This window comes from Nostoc sp., from assembly GCF_036917195.1.
In the GTDB taxonomy this organism is placed as follows: domain Bacteria; phylum Cyanobacteriota; class Cyanobacteriia; order Cyanobacteriales; family Nostocaceae; genus Nostoc.
In genome coordinates, this window is the sequence record NZ_JBALDG010000020.1 from 1 (window position 1) to 21,085 (window position 21,085).

At 43.2% G+C, this 21,085-nt stretch carries 21 protein-coding genes; 2 read left to right on the forward strand and 19 right to left on the reverse strand.

What is annotated here, in order from left to right; translation table 11 throughout:
• Positions 1-101: 101 nt before the first annotated feature.
• On the reverse strand, positions 102-740 hold the full coding sequence (gene ruvA / locus V7K40_RS05990; protein ID WP_334957632.1) for a Holliday junction branch migration protein RuvA: 639 nt from the start codon (positions 738-740) through the stop codon (positions 102-104).
• Positions 740-1,498 carry a sucrose-phosphate phosphatase gene (locus tag V7K40_RS05995; protein ID WP_334957634.1) on the reverse strand — a complete coding sequence of 253 codons (759 nt, stop codon included), beginning with the start codon at positions 1,496-1,498 and terminating at the stop codon, positions 740-742. Before V7K40_RS05995 ends, ruvA begins: the two co-directional genes overlap by 1 nt.
• Positions 1,499-1,619: 121 nt before the next feature.
• On the opposite strand from V7K40_RS05995, the gene V7K40_RS06000 reads away from it, so the two are divergent.
• On the forward strand, positions 1,620-1,793 hold the full coding sequence (locus tag V7K40_RS06000) for a hypothetical protein (protein ID WP_334957636.1): 174 nt from the start codon (positions 1,620-1,622) through the stop codon (positions 1,791-1,793).
• A 1-nt stretch (position 1,794) separates the two neighbouring features.
• On the opposite strand, the gene V7K40_RS06005 is transcribed toward V7K40_RS06000, so the two are convergent.
• The 11 genes from V7K40_RS06005 to V7K40_RS06055 all read right to left on the reverse strand — a co-directional run bounded on the left by V7K40_RS06005 (position 1,795) and on the right by V7K40_RS06055 (position 11,245).
• Entirely contained in the window at positions 1,795-2,091 is a 297-nt protein-coding gene (locus V7K40_RS06005) for a hypothetical protein (protein WP_334957638.1), read from the reverse strand.
• Between the two features lie 53 nt (positions 2,092-2,144).
• Entirely contained in the window at positions 2,145-2,816 is a 672-nt protein-coding gene (locus V7K40_RS06010) for a DUF4926 domain-containing protein (RefSeq protein ID WP_334957640.1), read from the reverse strand.
• 5 nt (positions 2,817-2,821) lie between these two features.
• A complete protein-coding gene (locus tag V7K40_RS06015; RefSeq protein WP_334957642.1) occupies positions 2,822-3,157 on the reverse strand; it encodes a DUF6883 domain-containing protein in 336 nt (111 codons plus the stop codon).
• Complete coding sequence (locus V7K40_RS06020) at positions 3,154-4,092, reverse strand: COR domain-containing protein (protein ID WP_334957644.1); 939 nt, start codon at positions 4,090-4,092, stop codon at positions 3,154-3,156. Before V7K40_RS06020 ends, V7K40_RS06015 begins: the two co-directional genes overlap by 4 nt.
• Positions 4,071-5,720, reverse strand: coding sequence for a leucine-rich repeat domain-containing protein (locus V7K40_RS06025; RefSeq protein ID WP_334957646.1), 1,650 nt, complete (start codon positions 5,718-5,720; stop codon positions 4,071-4,073). Before V7K40_RS06025 ends, V7K40_RS06020 begins: the two co-directional genes overlap by 22 nt.
• Positions 5,721-5,762: 42 nt before the next feature.
• Positions 5,763-5,939, reverse strand: a complete 177-nt coding sequence (locus V7K40_RS06030; protein ID WP_334957648.1) for a hypothetical protein — start codon at positions 5,937-5,939, stop codon at positions 5,763-5,765.
• Between the two features lie 359 nt (positions 5,940-6,298).
• Positions 6,299-6,526, reverse strand: a complete 228-nt coding sequence (xseB, locus tag V7K40_RS06035; RefSeq protein WP_334957650.1) for an exodeoxyribonuclease VII small subunit — start codon at positions 6,524-6,526, stop codon at positions 6,299-6,301.
• 35 nt (positions 6,527-6,561) lie between these two features.
• Positions 6,562-7,794 (reverse strand): exodeoxyribonuclease VII large subunit, encoded by a 1,233-nt coding sequence (xseA, locus tag V7K40_RS06040; RefSeq protein WP_334957652.1) that lies wholly within the window; start codon positions 7,792-7,794, stop codon positions 6,562-6,564.
• A 60-nt stretch (positions 7,795-7,854) separates the two neighbouring features.
• Positions 7,855-8,136, reverse strand: a complete 282-nt coding sequence (locus tag V7K40_RS06045; RefSeq protein ID WP_334957654.1) for a type II toxin-antitoxin system RelE/ParE family toxin — start codon at positions 8,134-8,136, stop codon at positions 7,855-7,857.
• Positions 8,123-8,416 carry a type II toxin-antitoxin system Phd/YefM family antitoxin gene (locus V7K40_RS06050; RefSeq protein ID WP_334957656.1) on the reverse strand — a complete coding sequence of 98 codons (294 nt, stop codon included), beginning with the start codon at positions 8,414-8,416 and terminating at the stop codon, positions 8,123-8,125. The genes V7K40_RS06045 and V7K40_RS06050 overlap by 14 nt, the downstream gene beginning before the upstream one ends.
• Before the next feature lie 189 nt (positions 8,417-8,605).
• Positions 8,606-11,245, reverse strand: a complete 2,640-nt coding sequence (locus V7K40_RS06055; protein WP_334957658.1) for an AAA family ATPase — start codon at positions 11,243-11,245, stop codon at positions 8,606-8,608.
• Between the two features lie 699 nt (positions 11,246-11,944).
• On the opposite strand from V7K40_RS06055, the gene recA reads away from it, so the two are divergent.
• Positions 11,945-13,024: a recombinase RecA gene (recA, locus tag V7K40_RS06060; protein ID WP_298904194.1), complete on the forward strand. Its 1,080-nt coding sequence runs from the start codon at positions 11,945-11,947 to the stop codon at positions 13,022-13,024.
• Positions 13,025-13,411: 387 nt separating this feature from the next.
• Here recA and V7K40_RS06065 read toward each other — a convergent pair whose 3' ends face one another.
• From V7K40_RS06065 to V7K40_RS06090, 6 genes are all read right to left on the reverse strand, one after another.
• Positions 13,412-14,629: an HhoA/HhoB/HtrA family serine endopeptidase gene (locus tag V7K40_RS06065; RefSeq protein WP_334957660.1), complete on the reverse strand. Its 1,218-nt coding sequence runs from the start codon at positions 14,627-14,629 to the stop codon at positions 13,412-13,414.
• A gap of 330 nt (positions 14,630-14,959) precedes the next feature.
• The gene (locus V7K40_RS06070) at positions 14,960-16,282 is read right to left on the reverse strand and encodes a D-alanyl-D-alanine carboxypeptidase (protein ID WP_334957662.1); all 1,323 of its coding nucleotides are present in this window, start codon (positions 16,280-16,282) and stop codon (positions 14,960-14,962) included.
• Between the two features lie 429 nt (positions 16,283-16,711).
• On the reverse strand, positions 16,712-17,782 hold the full coding sequence (locus tag V7K40_RS06075) for an LOG family protein (RefSeq protein WP_334957664.1): 1,071 nt from the start codon (positions 17,780-17,782) through the stop codon (positions 16,712-16,714).
• Between the two features lie 121 nt (positions 17,783-17,903).
• Complete coding sequence (locus V7K40_RS06080; RefSeq protein WP_334957666.1) at positions 17,904-18,191, reverse strand: hypothetical protein; 288 nt, start codon at positions 18,189-18,191, stop codon at positions 17,904-17,906.
• 314 nt (positions 18,192-18,505) lie between these two features.
• Positions 18,506-18,958 (reverse strand): pentapeptide repeat-containing protein, encoded by a 453-nt coding sequence (locus V7K40_RS06085; RefSeq protein WP_334958154.1) that lies wholly within the window; start codon positions 18,956-18,958, stop codon positions 18,506-18,508.
• A gap of 25 nt (positions 18,959-18,983) precedes the next feature.
• A complete protein-coding gene (locus V7K40_RS06090; RefSeq protein WP_334957668.1) occupies positions 18,984-20,753 on the reverse strand; it encodes a pentapeptide repeat-containing protein in 1,770 nt (589 codons plus the stop codon).
• Positions 20,754-21,085: the final 332 nt, after the last annotated feature.

The following is a 21,085-nucleotide window of genomic DNA, read 5'->3' on the forward strand; positions in this document are numbered from 1 at the left end:
ATTTCTACTTGATGGCTGCATAAATTGCCAGAGTGAAATCCACAATAGCATTTCATAATTTTTTATTCTTATTTAGCGACAAGTCTAATAACTAATGACAATTAAACTTGTTCACTACTACTACTGAGATGAGCGATCGCTTGTTTAATCCAATCTTCTACATAGGCATCTTTGGGTAGTCCGATATCTTCACTGACTACATGCAGCGCGTGACTAACTTCATGGGCAGTATATCCCAAGGCGAAGAGGGTCATTTGCACCTCTTCAAGAATTCCAGGTGCTGGCCCACCTGTGGCCACAAAGAACCCGGCTGATTTGCGCCACTCGACTAACTTGCTTTTCAGTTCCAAGCAGATGCGTTCGGCAATTTTTTTACCGACACCAGGGGCCTGAATTAATATTTGTGTATTGCCAGCGATAATTGCTTGGACTAAATCTGGTAGTTCCAGAGTATCCAATAGAGCGATCGCTAAGGCTGCACCAATACCACTGACAGTCAGCAAGTGGCGAAATAAATCGCGTTCGGATGGCGAAGCAAAGCCATATAAGAAGGGCACTTCTTCACGAATTTGGAAATGCGTAAAAATTTGCGTCACTCCTCCCGACTCAGGTAACTGGTTTGCTAGCCGTTGGGGAACTTGCAAATCATATCCTAAGCCATTCACTTCCAGAGTCAAAATCACGCGATTAGCGCCAATTGTTTGGATACCAGCGACTATACCTTTTAAATAACTAATCATTACAAGAGACCAAAATATTTTAATCCTTCGATAATTCCACCTGCACAAAAACCTTTTGCCAGGTAGCGGTGATCAGCGGGATACTCATCGTGCCATTGGAGTAACTCTTTTCGGGCATTCCCCACAATGATTCCCCGTTCGTTGCCTACAGCAAATAAAGCAATATCATTACCTGAATCACCACAGACAATTGTTTGTTCTGCTGCAAATTTCCACTTTTGGCGCAAAAACTGCATTGCCTGACCTTTATCGCTGCTATGGGGTACAATGTCAAGGTCTATTCCGCTACTGTAGATTAACTTTACATTTAATTTATATTTTTGCAACTGTGCCTCAAGTTGTGGTATCACACTTGCAGATGCCTCTTGTTGTAAGAAAAAACTCACTTTGAAGGGACGCTGTTCTGAATCTGGTTGGATAACTAACTCAGGATATTTTCTAGTAATAGATAATACAGTTTCCCGTTCCCATCCCGGAGAGAGGATTTCTGACCAACCTGAGTCTGGTGTATCAGTACCATCAAAGTAAATCTCAGTACCCACAGAAAGAACAAGAGCATCTGGTTGCAAAAGATTTTTTTGAGCTTGGAGTTCTTTGTAAAGCACAGGCGATCGCCCAGTAGCATAAACAATTTTTGTACCGTATTCTTGGCGATGTTGATTCAGCAATTGATTTAGTTCTGGTAAGGCGCTGTCATCCCCCACAGTGCGATATACAAGGGTGTCATCCAAGTCAGTTACAAAAAGAAATGGTTTCATGATTAGACCTCTTGCAAAATTTTGTTATTTTACCGCGTGAAGAGACTTTTGCAAGAGGTTTATTGTTTGGCAGGTTTTTGAAAGTACTGTTAATTGGTTCAGCTTGCAGGATGGTGAATATGTGGCATTGATACCAAATACGTCAGGAATAATTGAAAGTCAAGTGTTTCCAGGATTGTGGCTTGATGTCTCAGCATTAGTTGCGGGAAATATGCAACAGGTGTTGGCAGTATTAGACAAAAAACTAACTTCAGTTGAACATCAAGCGTTTACTCAGCAGTTGAACAATAGCTGATTTACAATACCTTTGCCAAATCAAAAAATGCCTTGATTCGTAGGTTGGGTTGTGTTATTTCAGCGAACCCATTTGTTATTTCGGCGAACCCATTTGTTATTTCAGCGAACCCATTTGTTATTTCGGCGAACCCATTTGTTATTTTGGGGAACCCATTTGTTATTTTGGGGAACCCATTTGTTATTTTGGGGAATCCATTTGTTATTTCGGCGAACCCATTTGTTATTTCAGCGAACCCATTTGTTATTTCGGCGAACCCATTTGTTATTTCGGCGATCGCTAATTCAATTCTCGTCAAATCAAAGCGGGCATCATTTCAAGCTATGCGATCGCCCCTGGAGTGAGAAAAGTCTATTTACCAGAGGGAAGCTTTAGTTCGATGTTTAATTTGTTCCCTATTTCCATAACATTGTTTGCAAAGTCTGTCATACCTGCGATCGGGACAGCGACTAGAGTAGCAGCAGTTAGTAAAGCTAGTAGACGCTTTTTCAGTTTGGCTAAATTGCGTTCTTTTTCTGGCTTTTGAATTTCTACTTCTACATCATCAATATCAATGATGATGTCGTCGTGGGTTTCTGGCGGGAATTGGGCTACAGTTTGGCGCAGGTTGCCGATCAGTTGCAGAATTTCGCTGATGTTTGCGCCGCTTGTTTGATTAAGGTTGCTTACTGTGGCTTGGGCTTGGTTTTGAGCGACAAATCCAATAGTTGCGTCTTTGAAGTCATTTTGGTTTTTATCACCTTGGATTTTATCACCTGCAACGTTGTCGCCTTTGCCGAATTGATTGATGGTGTTAGACATAGTTTTTAGGGGTTTGTAATGGAGTTTTAGGAGTTGATGGGCTGGTAAGGCCTGCATAGCATAGGTTTGACCATCATCATCGCTAAATTCTACTTCGTATACTTCGGGGGCGAGAATTTCAACAATGGTTCCCACTTGACCTGCAAGGAGGTTATGTTCGGATAAGGGAGTTTTAAGAGCAACAATATCTAATAAATTGAATTTGTTTGGGGTCGCAAGCATGGGCATTATCTCAAAATATAGCAACTAACGAGACGGGGAAAATCTTCGGTGGGGCGGACGATCCAAGTGGTGCGAATGTTAGCAGTGTTTTGGTTGCGGGTGATGGGGAAATCGACGATATAGCGTTGACCATATTCATCTAACAGGCTGGGAATTGCTTGATAATTTTGAATCGCATCTTCGATTAGCAGTTGTAGAATTTCTGCATCATCGCTACCTAAATCTAGGATAGTGGCAAACAGTCTGGCCTTATGCTTTCCGCGATCATGTTGGGAGTTGAGGCTATAGTTTTGCAGTTTGTTGCGATCAATAAAGGCTAATTCAAAGTTGGGTAACTTCATCCTGTTTTATTGCCTTTGACCCCATCGCCAGCAATATTATCGCCTTCTCCATGTTGGTTAATGGTTTTAGAACGGCGATCGCTAACATTAACATTAACTGTAAGAGGTGAGTCATCTGTTTCTATATCAATAAATCGATCGCCTTTTGACTTTCTTTGACGTATGTCTTCATAGCCATCTAAAAGTTCACGCAAATCGAGTTTGAGCTTGAGTTCACCAATAACTTTATGGGTTTCTCCCATCTCTTCGAGTCCAAGTAGTTCTGAGTATTTGAGCGGATCGTGTTCGGGATGCTTGGGGACGGGAACCCATTCGGTGATTTCGAGATTGGGAAGACTTTTGTGGATTTTTTGGAAGACATCGCGGAGAATGCCGAGAAATAAGCGGCGGGTTTCTTTGCGTCCGCTAATGGTGATGAAGATTTTTTTGTCTTCAGGATCGGCTTTGATGCGAGCGATGTTGTAGATTTCGTTGTTTTCTTGATATTGCAGCATTACGCCACTGCGCCAATAGATTTGGTTATGAATTTTTTCGTGGCTGATGACGATGAAGCGGGAGATGATGCTTTCAGGGAGAACTTTGTAATGGTATTGAAATTCCAGGGTTTCGCCTTGGAGTTTTGTTTTGTCTGGTTGGTCTTTGGGCAAAAGTCCTGCAATCAGAAATTGTGGTGGCTCACATTCTAGTGCAAAGCAAAGCTCAAATTCTTTCATCAGCCCGATCAAATAGTGATGACGCTTGGTGGGGTATCGCTCTGGATTGAGGATGCGGGTGAGATCGGCGGGGGTGAAAATACCTTTGGTTTTAGTTTTGAGGTTTTCATCGCTCAGGAGCGCGTAAATACCTTCTGTCACCCAGTTAGGTTTGAGGACATTGGTATCTTTGAGGATGGGATGATCGCGGAAGTTGAGAACTAAGCCGAGTCGATGCAGCAAGCCAGATTAGTTAATTTAGCGAGCGCCTCTGGAATCTGGGTAATTCGGTTGTAACTAAGGTCAAGCCGCGTCAGATTAGTTAATTTAGCGAGCGCCTCTGGAATCTGGGTAATTTGGTTGTAACTAAGGTCAAGCTGCGTCAGATTAGTTAATTTAGCGAGCGCCTCTGGAATCTGGGTTATTTGGTTGTCACGTAGGTCAAGCTGCGTCAAATTGGTTAATTTAGCGAGCGCCTCTGGAATCTGGGTTATTTGGTTGTCACGTAGGTCAAGCCGTGTCAAATTGGTTAATTTAGCGAGCGCCTCTGGAATCTGGGTTATTTGGTTGTCACGCAGGTCAAGCTGCGTCAAATTGGTTAATTTAGCCAGCGCCTCTGGAATCTGGGTAATTTGGTTGTAACGCAGGTCAAGCTGCGTCAAATTGGTTGAATTAGCCAGCGCCTCTGGAATCTGGGTTATTTCGTTGACACCGAGGTCAAGCTGCGACAGATTGGTTAATTTAGCGAGCGCCTCTGGAATCTGGGTAATTCCGTTGTAACTGAGGTCAAGATACATCAGATTAGTTAATTTAGCGAACGCCTCTGGAATCTGGATAATTTCGTTGTCACTGAGCTCAAGATACATCAGATTAGTTAATTTAGCGAACGCCTCTGGAATCTGGGTAATTTGGTTGACACTGAGGTCAAGATACATCAGATTGGTTAAATTAGCGAGCGCCTCTGGAATCTGGGTAATTCGATTGCCCATGAGATCAAGCTTCGTCAAATTGGTTAAATTAGTGATCGCCTCTGGAATCTGGGTAATTTGGTTCTCATAGAGGTGAAGTTGCGTCAAATTGGTTAAATTAGCGAGCACCTCTGGAATCTGGGTAATTCCGTTGTAACTGAGCGAAAGCTTCGTCAAATTGGTTAAATTAGCCAGCGCCTCTGGAATCTGGGTAATTTGGTTTTTATAGAGGATAAGCTCCCTCAGATTGGTTAATTTAGCGAGCGCCTCTGGAATCTGGGTTATTTGGTTGTAACTAAGGTTAAGCTGCGACAGATTGGTTAAATTAGCGATCGCCTCTGGAATCTGGGTTATTTGGTTGTCACTGAGGTGAAGTTGCGTCAGATTGGTTAATTTAGTGATCGCCTCTGGAATCTGGGTTATTTGGTTGTCACTGAGGTGAAGTTGCGTCAGATTGGTTAATTTAGTGATCGCCTCTGGAATCTGGGTTATTTGGTTGTCACTGAGGTGAAGTTGCGTCAGATTGGTTAATTTAGTGATCGCATCAGGTATTTCAGTTAGCTCTACTCGAATTGAGATAAGTTCCTCTAAATGTAGTATTTGCGTTACCACATCGGGAATGCTCTTTAAAGGATTGCCACTAATATCCAACTTACGCAAATTAGGCAAACCCAATAGTTCGAGTGGAAGCGTTTTTAAATTATTGCCCGAAACCTTTTCGAGATAGCGGTTTCCTACTACTTCATAACCTTCAACCTTCTTTCCCAAAATCAAAGACTCAAGCTGTTGCAACTTACCAATTTCTACAGGTAACTCAGTCAACTTCTGCCCCGACAAGTCTAACTCTTGCCAACCCTCAGCCACCGCGCGATCTATCAGTACCAACAACTCATCCTGCGTCATAATTCTAAAGAGAAGGGTAAAAGGAAAGAAGATTGATGAAGATTATCTTAACTGATTAGCGAAAAATACTAAATTATCACTTGTTCGCGATGCCTGCGGCGGGCTACGCCAACGCGCCTTGAGATGATGAGAAAAGCGATCGCGCGAGTGTGCTAACTTGTCAGTTTGCTGTTTGAGATATTGTGGATTTAGGCGACGCCGATAGCCCGTCGTAGACATCACGCTTTGAGATGCGGCGATCGTATATATCTAAATCTGGTTTCTAACTATCTCTGTTATGATACCTACGATCAATTTTTGGCATTGCTTACAAAATCGAGCGATCGCATCCCTGACAGTACACCAGGGAGCGATCACGCTATCTAACAAATTTGAATATTTCTAGGACTTACGCACTGTACAAAACAATGATGTTGTGTATCAACGTAAATACGTCGTTTTAGGTTTTTATTAATCATTTTTTGATGGTAAATAGACCCGCGCCCTACGGGCACAGCAATGCTGTGCCCCTACGACAGATGTGTATTTTTCAAATCATCCATATTTGGTCTTTCCTGTCAATGCGTAAGTCCTAATTTCTACTCATCACTCAAAGTTTCAATTAATAAATCTACTTGCTGCTGTCGCTGCTGCAAAAAACTTTCGCACTGACGCAAATACTCTACAGCCTTAGCAAATTGGTCAAAAACCTCTTCCAATTCCAACTCACCCGCCTCAATGCCAGCGATAATTCCCTCTATTTCAACAACCTTCGCCTCATAATTCCAACCTTCTTCAGAACTAGAAGCACTCTTACGTTTAACCATTCAACTTTCTGTGTCCTCTGCGCCTCTGTGGTTCGTTAATCCTTCATTTCCATAACCTTCACTTTAACCCCACCTTGCCCCAACTGAATCAACAAATCATCTCCCACAGCCAACTCAGTTGCAGAACGCGCGATCGCCCCATCTTCCCGCCTTACCACCGCATAACCACGCTGCAACACCGCTTTCGGGTCAAGACTTGCCAACTTTTGCCGCAATAACTCTAGATGCTGCGTTGCTTGCTGCGATCGCCCCGTCGTAATTTGCACCAATTGCTGACGTTTCCAAGCTAGCTTACGCGCCTCTTGCTCTACTTGTCGATCTAACCGCAAACGTCGCAAACGGTTTCGCAATACTTGCAATTTATTCTCAGCATTTTCTTTAAAGTCATGTACCGCCTCATGTAAAGCGACAACTCGCCCCCGATGCTCAGTATACAACTCTGAAAGTGCTGGCACAACCATTTCCGCCGCCGCAGTCGGTGTATGCACACAGACATCTGCGACTAAATCTGCTAAAGATTCATCGCGTTGATGACCGATACCAGTAATTACGGGTATGGAACAACTAGCAAGCGATCGCACCACTCGTTCATCATTAAAGCAAGCCAACTCCTCAACCGCGCCACCACCCCGTGATAAAATTAGCACTTCGGCGCGTCCATCTCTTTCCACCCGATCAATTGCTTTGACGATAGATTCCGGCGCTTGCTCACCTTGTACTGTAGCTGGAGAAAATAAAACCTGTAAACCTGGATACCTTTGCTTGAGGGTTTTTTGAATATCACCCCAAGCAGCAGCCGTTGGTGAAGTGACGACAGCGATCGTTTGGGGGTGAGTTGGAAGCGATCGCTTTCTTTGTGCGTCGAACAACCCCTCAGCCAGCAAGCGATTTTTTAGTTGTTGATAGCGCAGCGCCTGCAAACCAACACCAGCAGGTAAAGTCTGCCAAACTGATAACTGATACTCTCCCCGTTGCGGATACAGGCGAATACTGCCCAAAATAATTATCTGCTCACCGGGAACGGGTATCTGGGCGAGTTTTGGCAATTGGCTATTCCATACCACACACTTAATTCCGGCGGTGCGATTGGTATCTTGCAGCGTAAAAAATAAACCACTGCGATGATGGTTAGCACTGGAAACTTCGCCAGTTACCCAAACTTGCCGTAATTGTTCATCTTGCTCTAACAGCAGGCGGATATAGTCAGTTAATCCAGATACTGAAAGCGCTGTATCGAGAATCAGAGAGTCGGGAAGGTCGAAAGTCATCAAAGATGCCTGAAAGCATTTGTGCTGGAGCGATTTTAGCATTTTAATGAAAACAGAAGTTCATGCTAGTAAACGCTTTAATCTTTTGTAAACATCATCATCATTGCGCTTACCGACTAAAATCACTTCTACTAAATCTTGATTAGGAAAATACCTGTAAACAATTCGATATTCACCACTATCAACTCTATATAAACCCTGATAACCAGATAGCTGCTCACTATCAGCGGGTAAAGGCTCAACATTCAAAGCCAAAACCTTTTTTGCAATCTGTGCTGCTATTTTAGGCTGCAAACCGTTCAGAAAATCAAGAACAGTTGCTAGACCATCAAGCTTCGCCATTAGCTAAATGCTCTAATGCAGATGTAAAAGCCTCTGCACCAATCATTTTGGACTGACTCAGAGCAACTTCAGCTGCTTGACCGAAAACTATATCTTCTAATTCTTCTAGCCGATTAATTAATTTTTGGTAGCTCTCGGCTGAAATAATCACATGGCTAGGCCGTGATTGCTTAGTTAGTAGAACTGGCTCAGTAGCAGCCTTATCAAAAACCTCACTGTGTTTGTTACGAGCATCTGTAAGAGTGTAGGTCTGCATAGCAATTTTGACTATTTTAGACATTTTGACTATATTTTAGTAGATAACTCTTCTCATCTCAATTCTGGCTTAACTGTGATTATTGTTAGATGTGATCGCTCATCAACAATCTTGCAGTAATCAGCCAACTGAGTCTACTGCAAGAACTTTATGGCACTGTTATTATTACAGAAGCAGTTTTAAGTAATTTATTGGTACAGTAAAGACTATAAATTACTGTGAAGTAGTAGTATCAACCTTATTCTCATTCTTCCTAGTCCTTGGTTTTCTACTGTCTGTAATTTTTGAGTCACGTGATGAAGAACTAACCTGATTATCCATATCTGATGAAACTGATGAAGAGTCAGTTAAATTGATATTCTCTAATGCAGAATTAGTCAAGTTACCATCACTATTAATTTCACCAAGTTCCTGTTTGTCTTGACTGGCAAGCTTTCCTAAATACTTGAGACGCTGTACATCGCGTTTGAATTGTTCGTAATTATCAACACGTTCTCCTAAATTAGTTTGAAGGTTATAATCATTGCGAATACTCCCTATACCTTTTCTAATCTCATCACCATCAAAATTATCGTCTGATAGCAATAATGCTTCTAATTTTTCCAAAAACTCTACAACATCTTCTCGATTAGCACCATTGGGATGATTAGAGAAAAAGCTTTCTTCCAAATCTTTAACTTTCTGAGAAGCCTTATCTCTGGTGCGTTCGAGTTCTGCTAAAGATTTTCTTCTATCAAGTTCACGGAATAGTATTTTGAAACTGGATTCAAATTTCTCTAAAGCCTCAGTATATTTTTGCTCTCGATTGTTATTTTTGCTTAATAAGTTAACTACTTCAATAACACTTCGTGCGAAACCAACTTTATCAAGATAGTGTGGGTCTTTTGAACAGGCTTTAACACAAGCATTGACTGCATCAAACATTGTTTCACCTGATTCCACTTTTTGTTGAACAAAATCTTCTGTAATATCTCTGATATCACGTTCTCTGATACCGCGTACATCTAAAGCATACTTTTGAGCAGCCATCACACTAATTGGAATCGGTATTAGGTCTTCTACTTCAGGACTTGAAAGTTTTTCAGGGAAATCTACACCGAGGCTTGCTAAATCACCAACTTGAAGCACAAATTCTTTTTTGAGTGGCGGTTGTTTTCGAAGCCCGTAACCTTTCTCTGTTAACTCTTGTTTGGCTCGATTACCTTCCTGATCACTATCTAATAAAACGATGACTGCTGGTTGTTCTGAGTCCCGTCCACGAGCTAGATAAGTCAAATAAGGAATATTTGTTGCGCCTCCAGCAGGAACAATAGTAATTTCATTAAGGTCAAGAGACTCTCGCTTAGAGGCAATACTGAAAGTACGCAAATATGTTGATGCTCCAGCAAGAAGTACTTGATCAACAGGGCCTTCCACCATTAAGTTGCAATGACTGATATAAACAGTCTCAGCGACGAATGCTCCAAATGCAGAACGTAGTGGTTCATAATGATTTTTAGATACACTTTTGACTACACGAGTACCTTCATAGTCACTACCCTTATCTAAAACACGGATTCGTTGAGCGTGATTTTTATCTATCAGGAATGGTGAGTGAGTGACATAGACTACCTGAGATGCTGGCTTGATATCTTCTGAACTTACAACTTCTTCAAAGATTTTTAGCATATCTTGCTGTGCCCTACTCGATAGAAAAGCATCTGGTTCATCCATCAGGAGAATTTCAGGAACATTGTCTGGCGGTTCATAAGAACGATGTTGAATGAAGTAACTAAGAAAATACTTTAGACCACTACTACGCTCTTCAAATGAATATTTTGTTCCTGTTCTGTCAACTATTGTAAATTCAAGATTGTGATCTTTTGTTGACATTAGCAAGCGAAATTTGCTATCTTGAACCCAATAGTTTGGAAAGTTTAGATTTGTTGACAGTTGTCTATTAATTTTATCTACTAAAGCCTGAGTATAGCCTACATCATTTGCCTCCATTGAATTAGCTAAATCTATTAAAAATCCGTCATTAACTTCAGCAATTTTGCAAAGCAAATTATAGGTTAAATTCACTTCTTCCTCTTGTCTGTCCCTGTCTTCTTCGTTCAATTTACTGTCAGGGTTAGACAAAATACTTGTAAGTTCTTGTATTACGTTATTGGAATTATTGTCTTCGTTAGAAACATATGAATTTCTAGATTTAATAAAATTTTCTGGATTTTTATAGAATTCATCTAGCAACTTACGAACTCTTTGACGCTGAGTAGCTGAAAGTATTTCATATCTAGTACAATTAGTTTCTCCTTTTACTTTCAGAACAAGTTTCTGGATTGGTATACTTGAAGGGAGTGCTATATTATTCTTTAATCTGCGAGTTCCTGGCAGGATTTTTCTAAATTCATCTACTTTTTGATGATTGACTTGATGGAAAGAATACTTTCCTTCTTCTTCGGGAAGGTAGATATTTAGAATATTGCCACCAGTTCTAAATAAAAAAAATCTATCGAATGAACGGCTTGGAGGAATGTCAGATATTGCTTTAATACGTTTAGATTCTATTTGAGATACACGAGACCACTCTGTACCGAAATCAGGCAACCGATTTTTGTCAGAAGTAATAAGAAAACGTTCTGAATAGCGACAAAAATCTCTTGAAGAAATTGGTTGATCTTTGTAGTCACAACCGGTGATTGCTTTCTCGATAGCACTTAGAAGATGAGATTTGCCCGACTCGTTTGCACCGACAACTGCTGTGATTTTTGGATCTATCGGTACTTGGATATAGGGATACCACATCTCAGTATCATCAGCTTTAATAATTTCCCAAGGCTTTTTCTGAACTCTGAAATCATGTTGCCTCATATAGTCAACGTTGAATGATTTGTAAAATCTAATGAAAATGGAGTCAAGACGCATAGGGTTACATGTATTAGTTTTGTATAAATAAAATCCAGAATATTGAGTTACTGGCAGTAGTTGAGCTTGCTTGACTTTAGTATTCCTGTGACAAAATTAGTGGCACAACTCGTTTCTCCTGAGTCACAACCAAAATTGAACTTTATGCTTTTAATAAATGACTTAGAGGACTACCCCAGATGACAATGCGAAAACAACCAACTCTTTATGAGGCTGACATTAATTTATTAGTATATTATATTACTAAGTTATGGTAACTAGATTCATACTAGAAGCTGTCTACAGCTTACCCCGACCCAGCGAAGTCGCTGAGATGATATGCTGATTGGCATGGTGATCGCTCCTAATTTTTCAACCTCCGCAAATGCTTACGAGTACGGTTCTACTGACACTGTATATTTAGATAATTTTTCTTTAAATCCCTTGCTTACCCAGTCAAAAAAAGCTATCTCTGAATGCAAGTTGGTATCATTGTGCAAGACTACCCTAATCTGGTAGTGATCGAGTTACGATCTTGTCACACCCTTTTTTTGATTTGAGAAGTCCTATTCCAGAATTTTCTGGTTAAAATAGTATATCTGTTCTACTCAGACTCCCAGAGCAACACTCCTTAAAACCATATATTTAGAGGCATTAGAGGCAGGAATGGCTATCAACACCGATACTTCTGGCAAGCAAAAAGCGCTGACTATGGTGCTCAACCAGATTGAGCGCAGCTTTGGTAAAGGAGCAATCATGCGGCTGGGCGATGCCACCCGGATGCGGGTGGAGACGATTTCCAGTGGAGCGCTCACCCTAGATTTAGCATTGGGTGGTGGTTTACCCAAGGGGCGGGTAATTGAAATTTATGGCCCCGAAAGTTCCGGGAAGACTACAGTAGCCCTACATGCGCTCGCGGAAGTGCAAAGAAATGGCGGTATTGCTGCCTTTGTTGATGCTGAACACGCCCTTGACCCTACCTATGCTGCGGCATTGGGTGTAGATATTGACAATTTACTGATTTCCCAACCTGACACTGGCGAATCAGCTTTGGAAATTGTCGATCAGCTTGTTCGCTCTGCTGCGGTTGATATTGTAGTCATTGACTCAGTAGCAGCACTGGTTCCCCGGGCTGAAATTGAAGGGGATATGGGTGATATTCACGTTGGTCTGCAAGCACGGTTGATGAGCCAAGCCCTACGTAAGATTACGGGTAATATTGGTAAATCTGGTTGTACAGTAATTTTCATTAACCAGTTGCGGCAAAAAATCGGTGTTACCTACGGTAGCCCAGAAACCACGACTGGAGGTAATGCATTGAAGTTTTACGCTTCGGTGCGCTTGGATATTCGCCGGATTCAAACCTTGAAAAAAGGTACAGATGAATTTGGTAACCGCGTTAAAGTCAAAGTCGCCAAAAATAAAGTAGCGCCGCCCTTCAGAATAGCGGAATTTGACATTATTTTTGGCAAAGGTATTTCTACATTGGGTTGTATTGTAGACTTGGCAGAAGAAACTGGCGTGCTTGTCCGCAAAGGAGCTTGGTATAGTTACAACGGCGATAATATCTCCCAAGGACGAGACAATGCCATTAAGTATCTAGAAGAAAAGCCTGAATTTGCTGAACAAATTAAGCAACTGGTGCGTGAAAAGCTAGATAAAGGCGCTGTTGTTTCTGCTAACTCTGTAGCTAAAGCTAGTGAAGGAGAGGAAGAGGAAGAAGTCGATTTAGAGCCAGAAGAATAACGAGTGGAGATTTATTAATCTGCAACTGCTAATGGATAGTGCGTTATGAAGACAGCTAACGCACCTTTTCCAAGGTATTGATGAGTTACAACAAGCCTAAGGAAATGATTGCTACTATATGACGAGCAATCATTTTTTTGGCGTTTCTCGTTGGAATCAGGTAAAAGTAGGGGTGTACATCTGTATATTGGTGTCAACTTAAGCAAAAAGTCAGCATAAGATGTAATCTAGGTACATCTGGTTTGATGTTCTTAGATTCCACGCTTACAGCTATTTTCAGGTAAATAGACCACGCTCTACGGGCACAGCAATGCTGTGCCCCTACGACAGATGTGGTTCAAATACATGAAACTGCTGTAAGTTAACACCAGTAACAGATATGTCCCCCTACGAAGCATTTTGCAACTCAGCTGTGCGGACTGAAAGCTGCTGTGTCTGATTACCTCGTTGCACTTTCACCTGTAATATTTGACCAAGACGACTGTCTTCCACAAAGTTCTGCAATTGTTCAGCACTGGTAATAGCTTTACCGTCGACTTGAAGAATTACATCGCCGCGCCGGATACCCGCAGATGCGGCTGGAGAATTGGGGACAACTCGCATTACAAAAACACCATTAACTTCTGGTATCTGAATAGGAGAGTTGGGATCGGTGTTATTTTCCTTGGCAAGATCAGGTGTTAAAGTTAGCATTTGCACACCTAGATACGGGTGAGCAACTTTGCCATCACGTTGCAGTTGGGTTGCGATCGCTTTGGCTTTATCGATGGGAATCGCAAACCCAATACCCATCGCGTCAGGACGAATGGCTGTGTTAATGCCAATCACTTCACCTTGGCCATTCAATAGTGGTCCTCCAGAGTTACCAGGGTTAATCGCGGCGTCTGTCTGAATAAAGTCCAAGCGTTTATCACTAATGCCGACTTGGGCGCTGGAACGTTTGAGGGTACTGACAATTCCCAAGGTAACGGTATTATCAAATCCCAAAGGATTACCAACTGCGATCGCCCAGTCTCCTACCTGTACATTATTAGAAGAACCTAAGGGTGCCACTGGTAAATCGTTACCAGCATTTATCTTAACTACTGCCAAATCTGTGACTTCATCAATGCCTTGAACTTTCCCTTCAAAGGTGCGGCCATCTTTGAGCCGGACTGTTACTTTATCAGCCTTATCGACCACATGAGCATTAGTCATAACTAACCCGCTCTTGTCAAGAATGAAACCTGAGCCTAAACCGCGCAACTGCTGCTCAGAAGGCATCTGTTGAGAGAAACCGTCACCAAAAAACCGACGGAAAAAGGGGTCTTCAAAAGATGGATCAACGCGACGAGTAATTGTGCGCTCAGTATCAATCCGAACAACTGCTGTGCCCACACGATTCACTGCTGCTGTGACAAAGCTAGTGCTACCGATCGCAGCAGTGGTTGGTGATTGCCGTTGGGCAATCACTTTTGAAGTATCTCCAGCAGTCATAGGGGGTGCTGGTTCGGCTTGGGAGGGCAACACTTGCAGGGTGCTAACAGTTAGCACAACTCCTAGCGCGATCGCTAACACATGAGAACTAAGTTGACGTAGAGACCGGGATAATTTGGGAAATCGCATAATCACAACCTAATTTATTAAGCCTAATTGAAGCTTCGTCGTGACAAATCTATTTACAGTTATTTTTACTTCAGGTTTCGCCTGCTTTTCCCAACACTGGGGTTAAGGCATTTTGCGAACTACCTCTAATCAACTTAATGGAAAATTTAACCCAAAAGCTATTATGGACATTTACCCTTTACAAGTTCGGTTTTTACCCAGGAGTAAAACTTTTGGATTGCTAATAAGACTAGACCTTTCAAGGTAGTGACACTCATAAAAAACGGACAAAGGATAGCCATATTCACTTTTGGTTCAAAACCTTGTCAGATGATGACTCTGGACGATAAACTAACTTTTTAATAAAATTTCATTTCGACTGGTTGCACCTAGCTGGGGTAAAGAGTTGATAACTGAGTGGGGAGTGAGGGCAGCAGGAACGGCCAAAGGTAGTTGTAATTGTTTTACAACACTTTGCAAGAGTTGGTCTTGTCCAGTCCGGAAACCCCAGACATTTGTCCCCCGGTTGATAATCGCAAACCAAACCAAACCGCGATCGCGTGTGGGCATCACTCCTGCTAAAGCGCTAACATCGCGGAGAGTGCCAGTTTTGATCACAGTAGCAAGGGGAATGTGTCTGGTGTGTAGTGTACCTCGGTGATCAAACCCAGACATGGGGAACAAGTCAGCCAGATTCAGCTGATGGACAGATGCCTCAACTTGAATAGCCATCAGCATGGCACAGACAGCCCTAGGGGAAATGCGATTTTCCGGGCCCAGTCCTGAACCATTGATTAACTGAATTTCTACTTGTGGCACCCTAGCAAGGTTAGCAGCAGTGGATTGGACTACAGTTGCTCCTCCCAGTGAGTCTGCGAGCATCTGTGCCATATCATTGTTACTGTAAACGTTCATCTCCTTAAGCAGTTGCTTCAAGGGCAATGAGCGATGACGCATTAACAAAGTTTGTTGAGGGTTTGGTTGCGCCTCAACTTTCACCCCACCTGTAATCACAACTTGAGGCTTGGGCGTTCCCTTGGGCATAATTGAGTACCTGAAAATAGCGGGGCGGCCCCAAGTCGCACGATTTAGTATTTGCTTGAGCATCAGACCTGCTAGCATCGGCTGACGTTGGAAATTCATGGCAAAATTGCCAGTAATGATCAAATTTCCCTTTACCTGCTTGATGCCCATTTTATTGAGAGTATTACCAAGTGCGATCGCTTCTTCCCAAACAAACATCGGATCGCCACGGCCTGTAATTACCAAATCGCCCTGCACAACCCCATTTACCACTGGGCCAGTCACACTCACCAAAGTATCAAATTGGTAATCTGGCCCCCAAGTTTTTAAAGCAACTAGTGAAGTGGCAATTTTGGTTAAAGAGGCAGCCGGCAGAGGTGTTGTACCTTGGTGATTTGCCATCAGCATCGGCCCCGACTGCATCCAAATTCCCTGACTCTCAGCCAGATTTGGCGCCACCACTTTTGATGTTATCAGCTTTTTCAGATATTCCTGCACCGTCGTCGCCCCAGATGGATTGGGATCAGGGGCAAGAACCAAGCCAGGGCTACTTTGCCAAGTCAATGCATCTAAGGCATCTAGAGGCTTGATTCGTACCCCGGCCATTTCCAGCCAGAGCGACACCAAACCTGAACCCAATAATTCCAGCATCTTTTATTCCTCTGTTAGGATCTGATATGTTGTTTCCTGTGCTAATATACAAGCTTTTTTACCAGAATCAGTATTGAGTCATAATAACTGCTGTTATTCTCATCTGTAAGTAGGGTGAATCATATTGTTTTCCTGGCTCCTTTGACAATGCCAAAATGCGATCGCTCATCAAGATAGCCGCATGAGTAATTAAACTACACCACTTTCTACTCCCTATTCCCCATTCCCCGTCTCAGTCGTAGTCTAAATAGCTGAGAAATGCTCTTTAGAGACATTTTTGATATGTGCAGAGACTACGCCGTTAGCCTGATTCAGGAACTGGCGATGTCTACGACGGGCTATTTCGCCTCGCTATTCTATAATTTTGAAACAATAAAAAGGGAAGGGATTCAAAAAAATTATTCCCTTTACCCTTTTCTTTATTAATACCTACTTTCTTTCTGGATGTGCTGCATCCTCTGGTGAAGGAGTACCCATCAGGTTAATTGTGGCAATCATCTGATACAAGCGCCCTAAGTCGCGTTGATTGAAGTACAAAATGAGCCGGGGTAGTCCAACAGTTTCATCTTGTGCTTCTTGAGGTAATGCTTGACTTTTTTCAATCCGTCCTTGAACAATAATCTGGCTAAAATTAGCATTGAGTTGCTCTACCTGAGCGTCTGATATATCTGTCTTGAGGCGGATGACTAATTTATTGCCAACATATCGACAGGAGTGATAAACCTGGTAAAAACGAGTAATCACATCACAAGCCACATCTAAGTCGTCTGTCACCGTGTAAAGGCTGGGGTCTTCAGGACTGACAAGACCATTTTGTACTAGTTGCTTATTAATATATTCGCTCCAAGACCACCAGTAATCGCCACCAGGGCGATCGATTAAAACTAGAGGTACTGGGCCAAATCTACCATTTTGGCTTAATGTCATGCATTCAAAAGCTTCATCTTGAGTGCCAAAGCCACCAGGAAACAAGGCTATAGCATCACTTTCTTTGAGGAGAAACAGCTTGCGGGTAAAGAAATATTTGAAGTTAATTAACTTAGGATCGCCTTCTATAAACGGGTTCGCTAGCTGTTCAAAGGGTAACTGAATGTTTAATCCAAAAGAATTTTCTCGCCCAGCACCTTCGTGACCCGCTTGCATAATCCCACCGCCACCGCCAGTCATCACCATAAATCCTAATTGAGAAACAGCGCGAGCAAACTTAAGGGCCATTTGGTATTCTGGCGTATCTTGCGCTAGACGAGCAGAACCGAAGACGGTGATTTTGCGAACGTGTCGATAATTATAAAAAAGCTGGAAACCACGCTCCATATCTATTAGAGCAGCCGACAATATTTTCCAATCGAGACGCTCAATTTCGGTATCAGCTAGACGAACAATAGTAGCAAGTGCTTGCTGAATAAGTTGCCGATTTTTTAATGTCGGTAAACGAGCGATCAATTCAGCGATATCCGCCTGTAAAGACTCTGATGTGTCAAACGACGCAGATGAGGTCATGAGAAGTGCTGCAACAATGGCATTATATTTTACGTGAACTACTCACACTCTAGCAAGCGGGAATAAGCCCTCTGATGTACAGTTAACACACTGACAACTGGCTTTGAGATAGTATTGCTCATTACTCAAGCCCAGATGCCCATCTTTTGAAATTGGAAGTAGGAAGATGGTGTTCAGAACTCGGAAGGTCGTGTTCAGAACTCGGAAGGTCGTGTTCGGAACTCGGAAGGTCGTGTTCGGAACTCGGAAGGTCGTGTTTGGAACTCGGAAGGTCGTGTTCGGAACTCGGAAGGTCGTGTTCGGAACTCGGAAGTTGGTGTTCGGAACTCGGAAAGTCGTGTTCAGAACTCGGAAGATGATGTTCACCGTGAGCTTGACGAACCTCTCCCTGTCTTGAACTAAAGTTCAAGTCTGTCCCTCTCCAAGTCGGAGAGGGACGGTTTTGCGTAGTAAAACCAGGGAGAGGTCTTTTCTTTCATTGAGTTAATTAGGGGGACACTATATAAGTCGTCGAATTCACGTTCAATTACAGTTATAAGTAATTAAACATAATTAATTACACAATGTCATTGCGAATGTAGCGAAGCGAAATGAAGCAATCGCAAGGGCTGGGATTGCTTCGCTTCTCTTCGAGACGCTAACGCGAACGCTCGCAATGACTGTAATTAATTTTGCGTGGTTACTTATAGTGATTCTTCCCTGCTCCTTTGCTCCCACTTCTTCTCAACTCAGCCCCAACTGTTGCTTTAAGGCTTCTGGCACATTCCTTGCTGTATCCAGCCCCTTGATATCATCCCATTTTGTATTTTTATCCCAGCGGATATCTCCCCCATCTATATCGCTGAGGTCTGCGCGGCTGAGGTGTGCGCCGCTGAGGTGTGCGCCGCTGAGGTTTGCGCCGCTGAGGTTTGCGCCCCTGAGGTCTGCGCCGCTGAGGTTTGCGCCGAAGAGGTCTGCGCGGCTGAGGTCTGTGCCCCTGAGAACTGCGCTGCTGAGATGTGCGCCGAAGAGGTCTGCGCCGCTGAGGTGTGCGCCGCTGAGGTCTGCGCCGCTGAGGTGTGCGCCGCTGAGATTTGCACCACTGAGGTTTGCACGCCTAAGGACTGCACCATTAAGGAATTGCCCGACTACACTATTGAAAGTTTGAAGCTGAATGCAATCACTGTAGTTAATGATGCGAAGGTTTTACCTTCCCCTGATCTCAATTCAATCCCAGTTCTTCTTTCAACGCCTCCGGCACATTAACTGCTGTCTCTAATCCCCGCACATCTTCCCACTGCTGCTTTTTACCCCAGGTCATTTTTTCCATATTGGCGTCGCTGAGGTCAGCACCGCCGAGAATGGCATAACTGAGGTTACTGTGGCTGAGATCCGCGCCGTTGAGGATAGCACCACTGAGGTTACTGCCACTGAGGTTAGCACTTTTAAGATTGGCATAGCTGAAGTCTGTGCCGAAAAGGATAGCGTCGGTGAGGTCGGCACCACTGAGGTCGGCGTCGCTGAGAATCACCCCACTGAGGTCGGCGTCGTTGAGAGTTACCCGACTCAGGTCTACACCGCTGAGGTCTGCGCCTAAGAACATTGCACCGTTGAGTTTGGCCTTGTTAAGCTTGGCACCGTTAAGTTTAGCGTAGCTAAGGTCTGCGGCAACAAGGATGGCGTTATTGAGGTTGGTACTAAAAAGAATTGTGTCACTGAGGTTAGTACCGTTGAGGATGGCGTGACTCAAATCAGCACCACTGAGGTCGGCGCGACAGAGGTCGGCATGGTTAAGGTTGGTGCTGCTAAGGTTGGCTTCACTTAGATTCGCACCAAAAAGGATGGCGTTGCTGAGGTTAGTGCTGCTGAGGTTGGTGCTGCTGAGGTCGGCGCGGTTGAGGTCGGCGTGGCTGAGGTCGGCGCGGCTGAGGTTGGTGCTGCTGAGGTCAGCGCGGTTGAGGTCGGCGCGGCTAAGGTTGGCACAGCTAAGATTAGCACCGCTGAGGTTGGTGCTACTGAGGTCGGTACCACTGAGGTTAGCACCAGTGAGGTTGGCACTGCTGAGATTGGCATCACCGAGGTTAGCACCGCTAAGGTTGGCACCGCTGAAGTTTACCCCAGTTAAGTTGGCATCGCCCAGGTAAGCATGGCTGAGGTCAGCACCCCTAAAGTCTGCCCCAGTGAGGTTGGCATCGCCCAGGTAAGCACTCTGAAAGTTGCCGCCTTTGAGGAATTGCCCAACTATACTGCTAAAATTACCAATTTCTAGGGCATCGCTATAGTTGATGATCCGCAGCAGTTGGGATGTGAAAAAATTATCTGTGTCTGGTTGAGCAGATGGATAGAAGGTGATTTTTTGTTTGAGTTCATCTTGCTCTTGGGCGTAGCGGTGTAACTCTAACAGTAAAATCAGTACGTTCAGCCCTGTATATATATCTACCTGTCTCAGCCCGATCGCAATATTTTTTGCCGCCAACTTTAATCTTGTTTTCTGAGGCAGGTTATCATCTGGTGTGCCATCGATAAATTCTCCCTGACACCAGCGATGATAAAAATCTTCTAGCCGCCAGAAAAGTAGTTCTAGGCGAACTTTTTTACCTGTCACCAGTAATTCCATGAGTTCGTTGACTATTTCTGGTTTCAGCGCTCCATTGCCCAATAAATCATAAATTTCTTCATGCATCTGGCGATCGCCTACTCTCAAACAGAACTCTGATGGTAGCGTGCCCGATGTCTGATCACCTATCTTAGAAGTCAAACTGCTCTTTAATATTGTCCATTTTTTTAAGCTTTCTTGCAGTCTTTGAAAGCATAAATCTGACTCCAAATTATCTTGAGCAAATTTAACGCTTTTGTCTGGTTTTTTAATGCTTTTTCCTAGAGGTAAAACTGCTTCGGTTTCCACAGATGTGGTCTTTGGCATCTCTTGTAAACTTGTATCCCTCACATAATTTCTCAGCAGTTGCCAGACTTGAGATAAATATGTTGACATTTCTGTGTCCGTTGTTACATTTAAATTACTATTTTGATAATCCTGAACTAAAAATTTTTCTGTGCTAGTTTGCTTTTCATTGCCAAAAATTAATAGTATCAATAAATACTACACGAAAAATCTCATGCGTTGGCGATATCTACGATGGGCTACACTGACGACGTTCCTGGAGGGCGGCTTATCGCTAACCCGAAGTAACCTCAAGCTTCTTCTCCTGATACAAATAAAGGATCATCGGAAAAATTCTTTCAAAAATCAAGTAATTTGCCAAATTTGGTTAATTTGTTAGATTTTTTTTCCCAATATTTACTAGTACGCTACGGCGTAAATAG

Coding starts and splice junctions, on each gene's coding strand:
- recA (WP_298904194.1), top strand. CDS start 11,945: ATGGCTATCAACACCGATACTTCTGGCAAGCAAAAAGCGCTGACTATG.
- V7K40_RS06045 (WP_334957654.1), bottom strand. CDS start 8,136: ATGGCGAAGCTTGATGGTCTAGCAACTGTTCTTGATTTTCTGAACGGT.
- V7K40_RS06030 (WP_334957648.1), bottom strand. CDS start 5,939: ATGTCTACGACGGGCTATCGGCGTCGCCTAAATCCACAATATCTCAAA.
- xseB (WP_334957650.1), bottom strand. CDS start 6,526: ATGGTTAAACGTAAGAGTGCTTCTAGTTCTGAAGAAGGTTGGAATTAT.
- V7K40_RS06090 (WP_334957668.1), bottom strand. CDS start 20,753: ATGTCAACATATTTATCTCAAGTCTGGCAACTGCTGAGAAATTATGTG.
- V7K40_RS06075 (WP_334957664.1), bottom strand. CDS start 17,782: ATGACCTCATCTGCGTCGTTTGACACATCAGAGTCTTTACAGGCGGAT.
- V7K40_RS06010 (WP_334957640.1), bottom strand. CDS start 2,816: ATGCTTGCGACCCCAAACAAATTCAATTTATTAGATATTGTTGCTCTT.
- V7K40_RS06065 (WP_334957660.1), bottom strand. CDS start 14,629: ATGCGATTTCCCAAATTATCCCGGTCTCTACGTCAACTTAGTTCTCAT.
- V7K40_RS06025 (WP_334957646.1), bottom strand. CDS start 5,720: ATGACGCAGGATGAGTTGTTGGTACTGATAGATCGCGCGGTGGCTGAG.
- V7K40_RS05995 (WP_334957634.1), bottom strand. CDS start 1,498: ATGAAACCATTTCTTTTTGTAACTGACTTGGATGACACCCTTGTATAT.
- xseA (WP_334957652.1), bottom strand. CDS start 7,794: ATGACTTTCGACCTTCCCGACTCTCTGATTCTCGATACAGCGCTTTCA.
- ruvA (WP_334957632.1), bottom strand. CDS start 740: ATGATTAGTTATTTAAAAGGTATAGTCGCTGGTATCCAAACAATTGGC.
- V7K40_RS06070 (WP_334957662.1), bottom strand. CDS start 16,282: ATGCTGGAATTATTGGGTTCAGGTTTGGTGTCGCTCTGGCTGGAAATG.
- V7K40_RS06055 (WP_334957658.1), bottom strand. CDS start 11,245: ATGAGGCAACATGATTTCAGAGTTCAGAAAAAGCCTTGGGAAATTATT.
- V7K40_RS06050 (WP_334957656.1), bottom strand. CDS start 8,416: ATGTCTAAAATAGTCAAAATTGCTATGCAGACCTACACTCTTACAGAT.
- V7K40_RS06015 (WP_334957642.1), bottom strand. CDS start 3,157: ATGAAGTTACCCAACTTTGAATTAGCCTTTATTGATCGCAACAAACTG.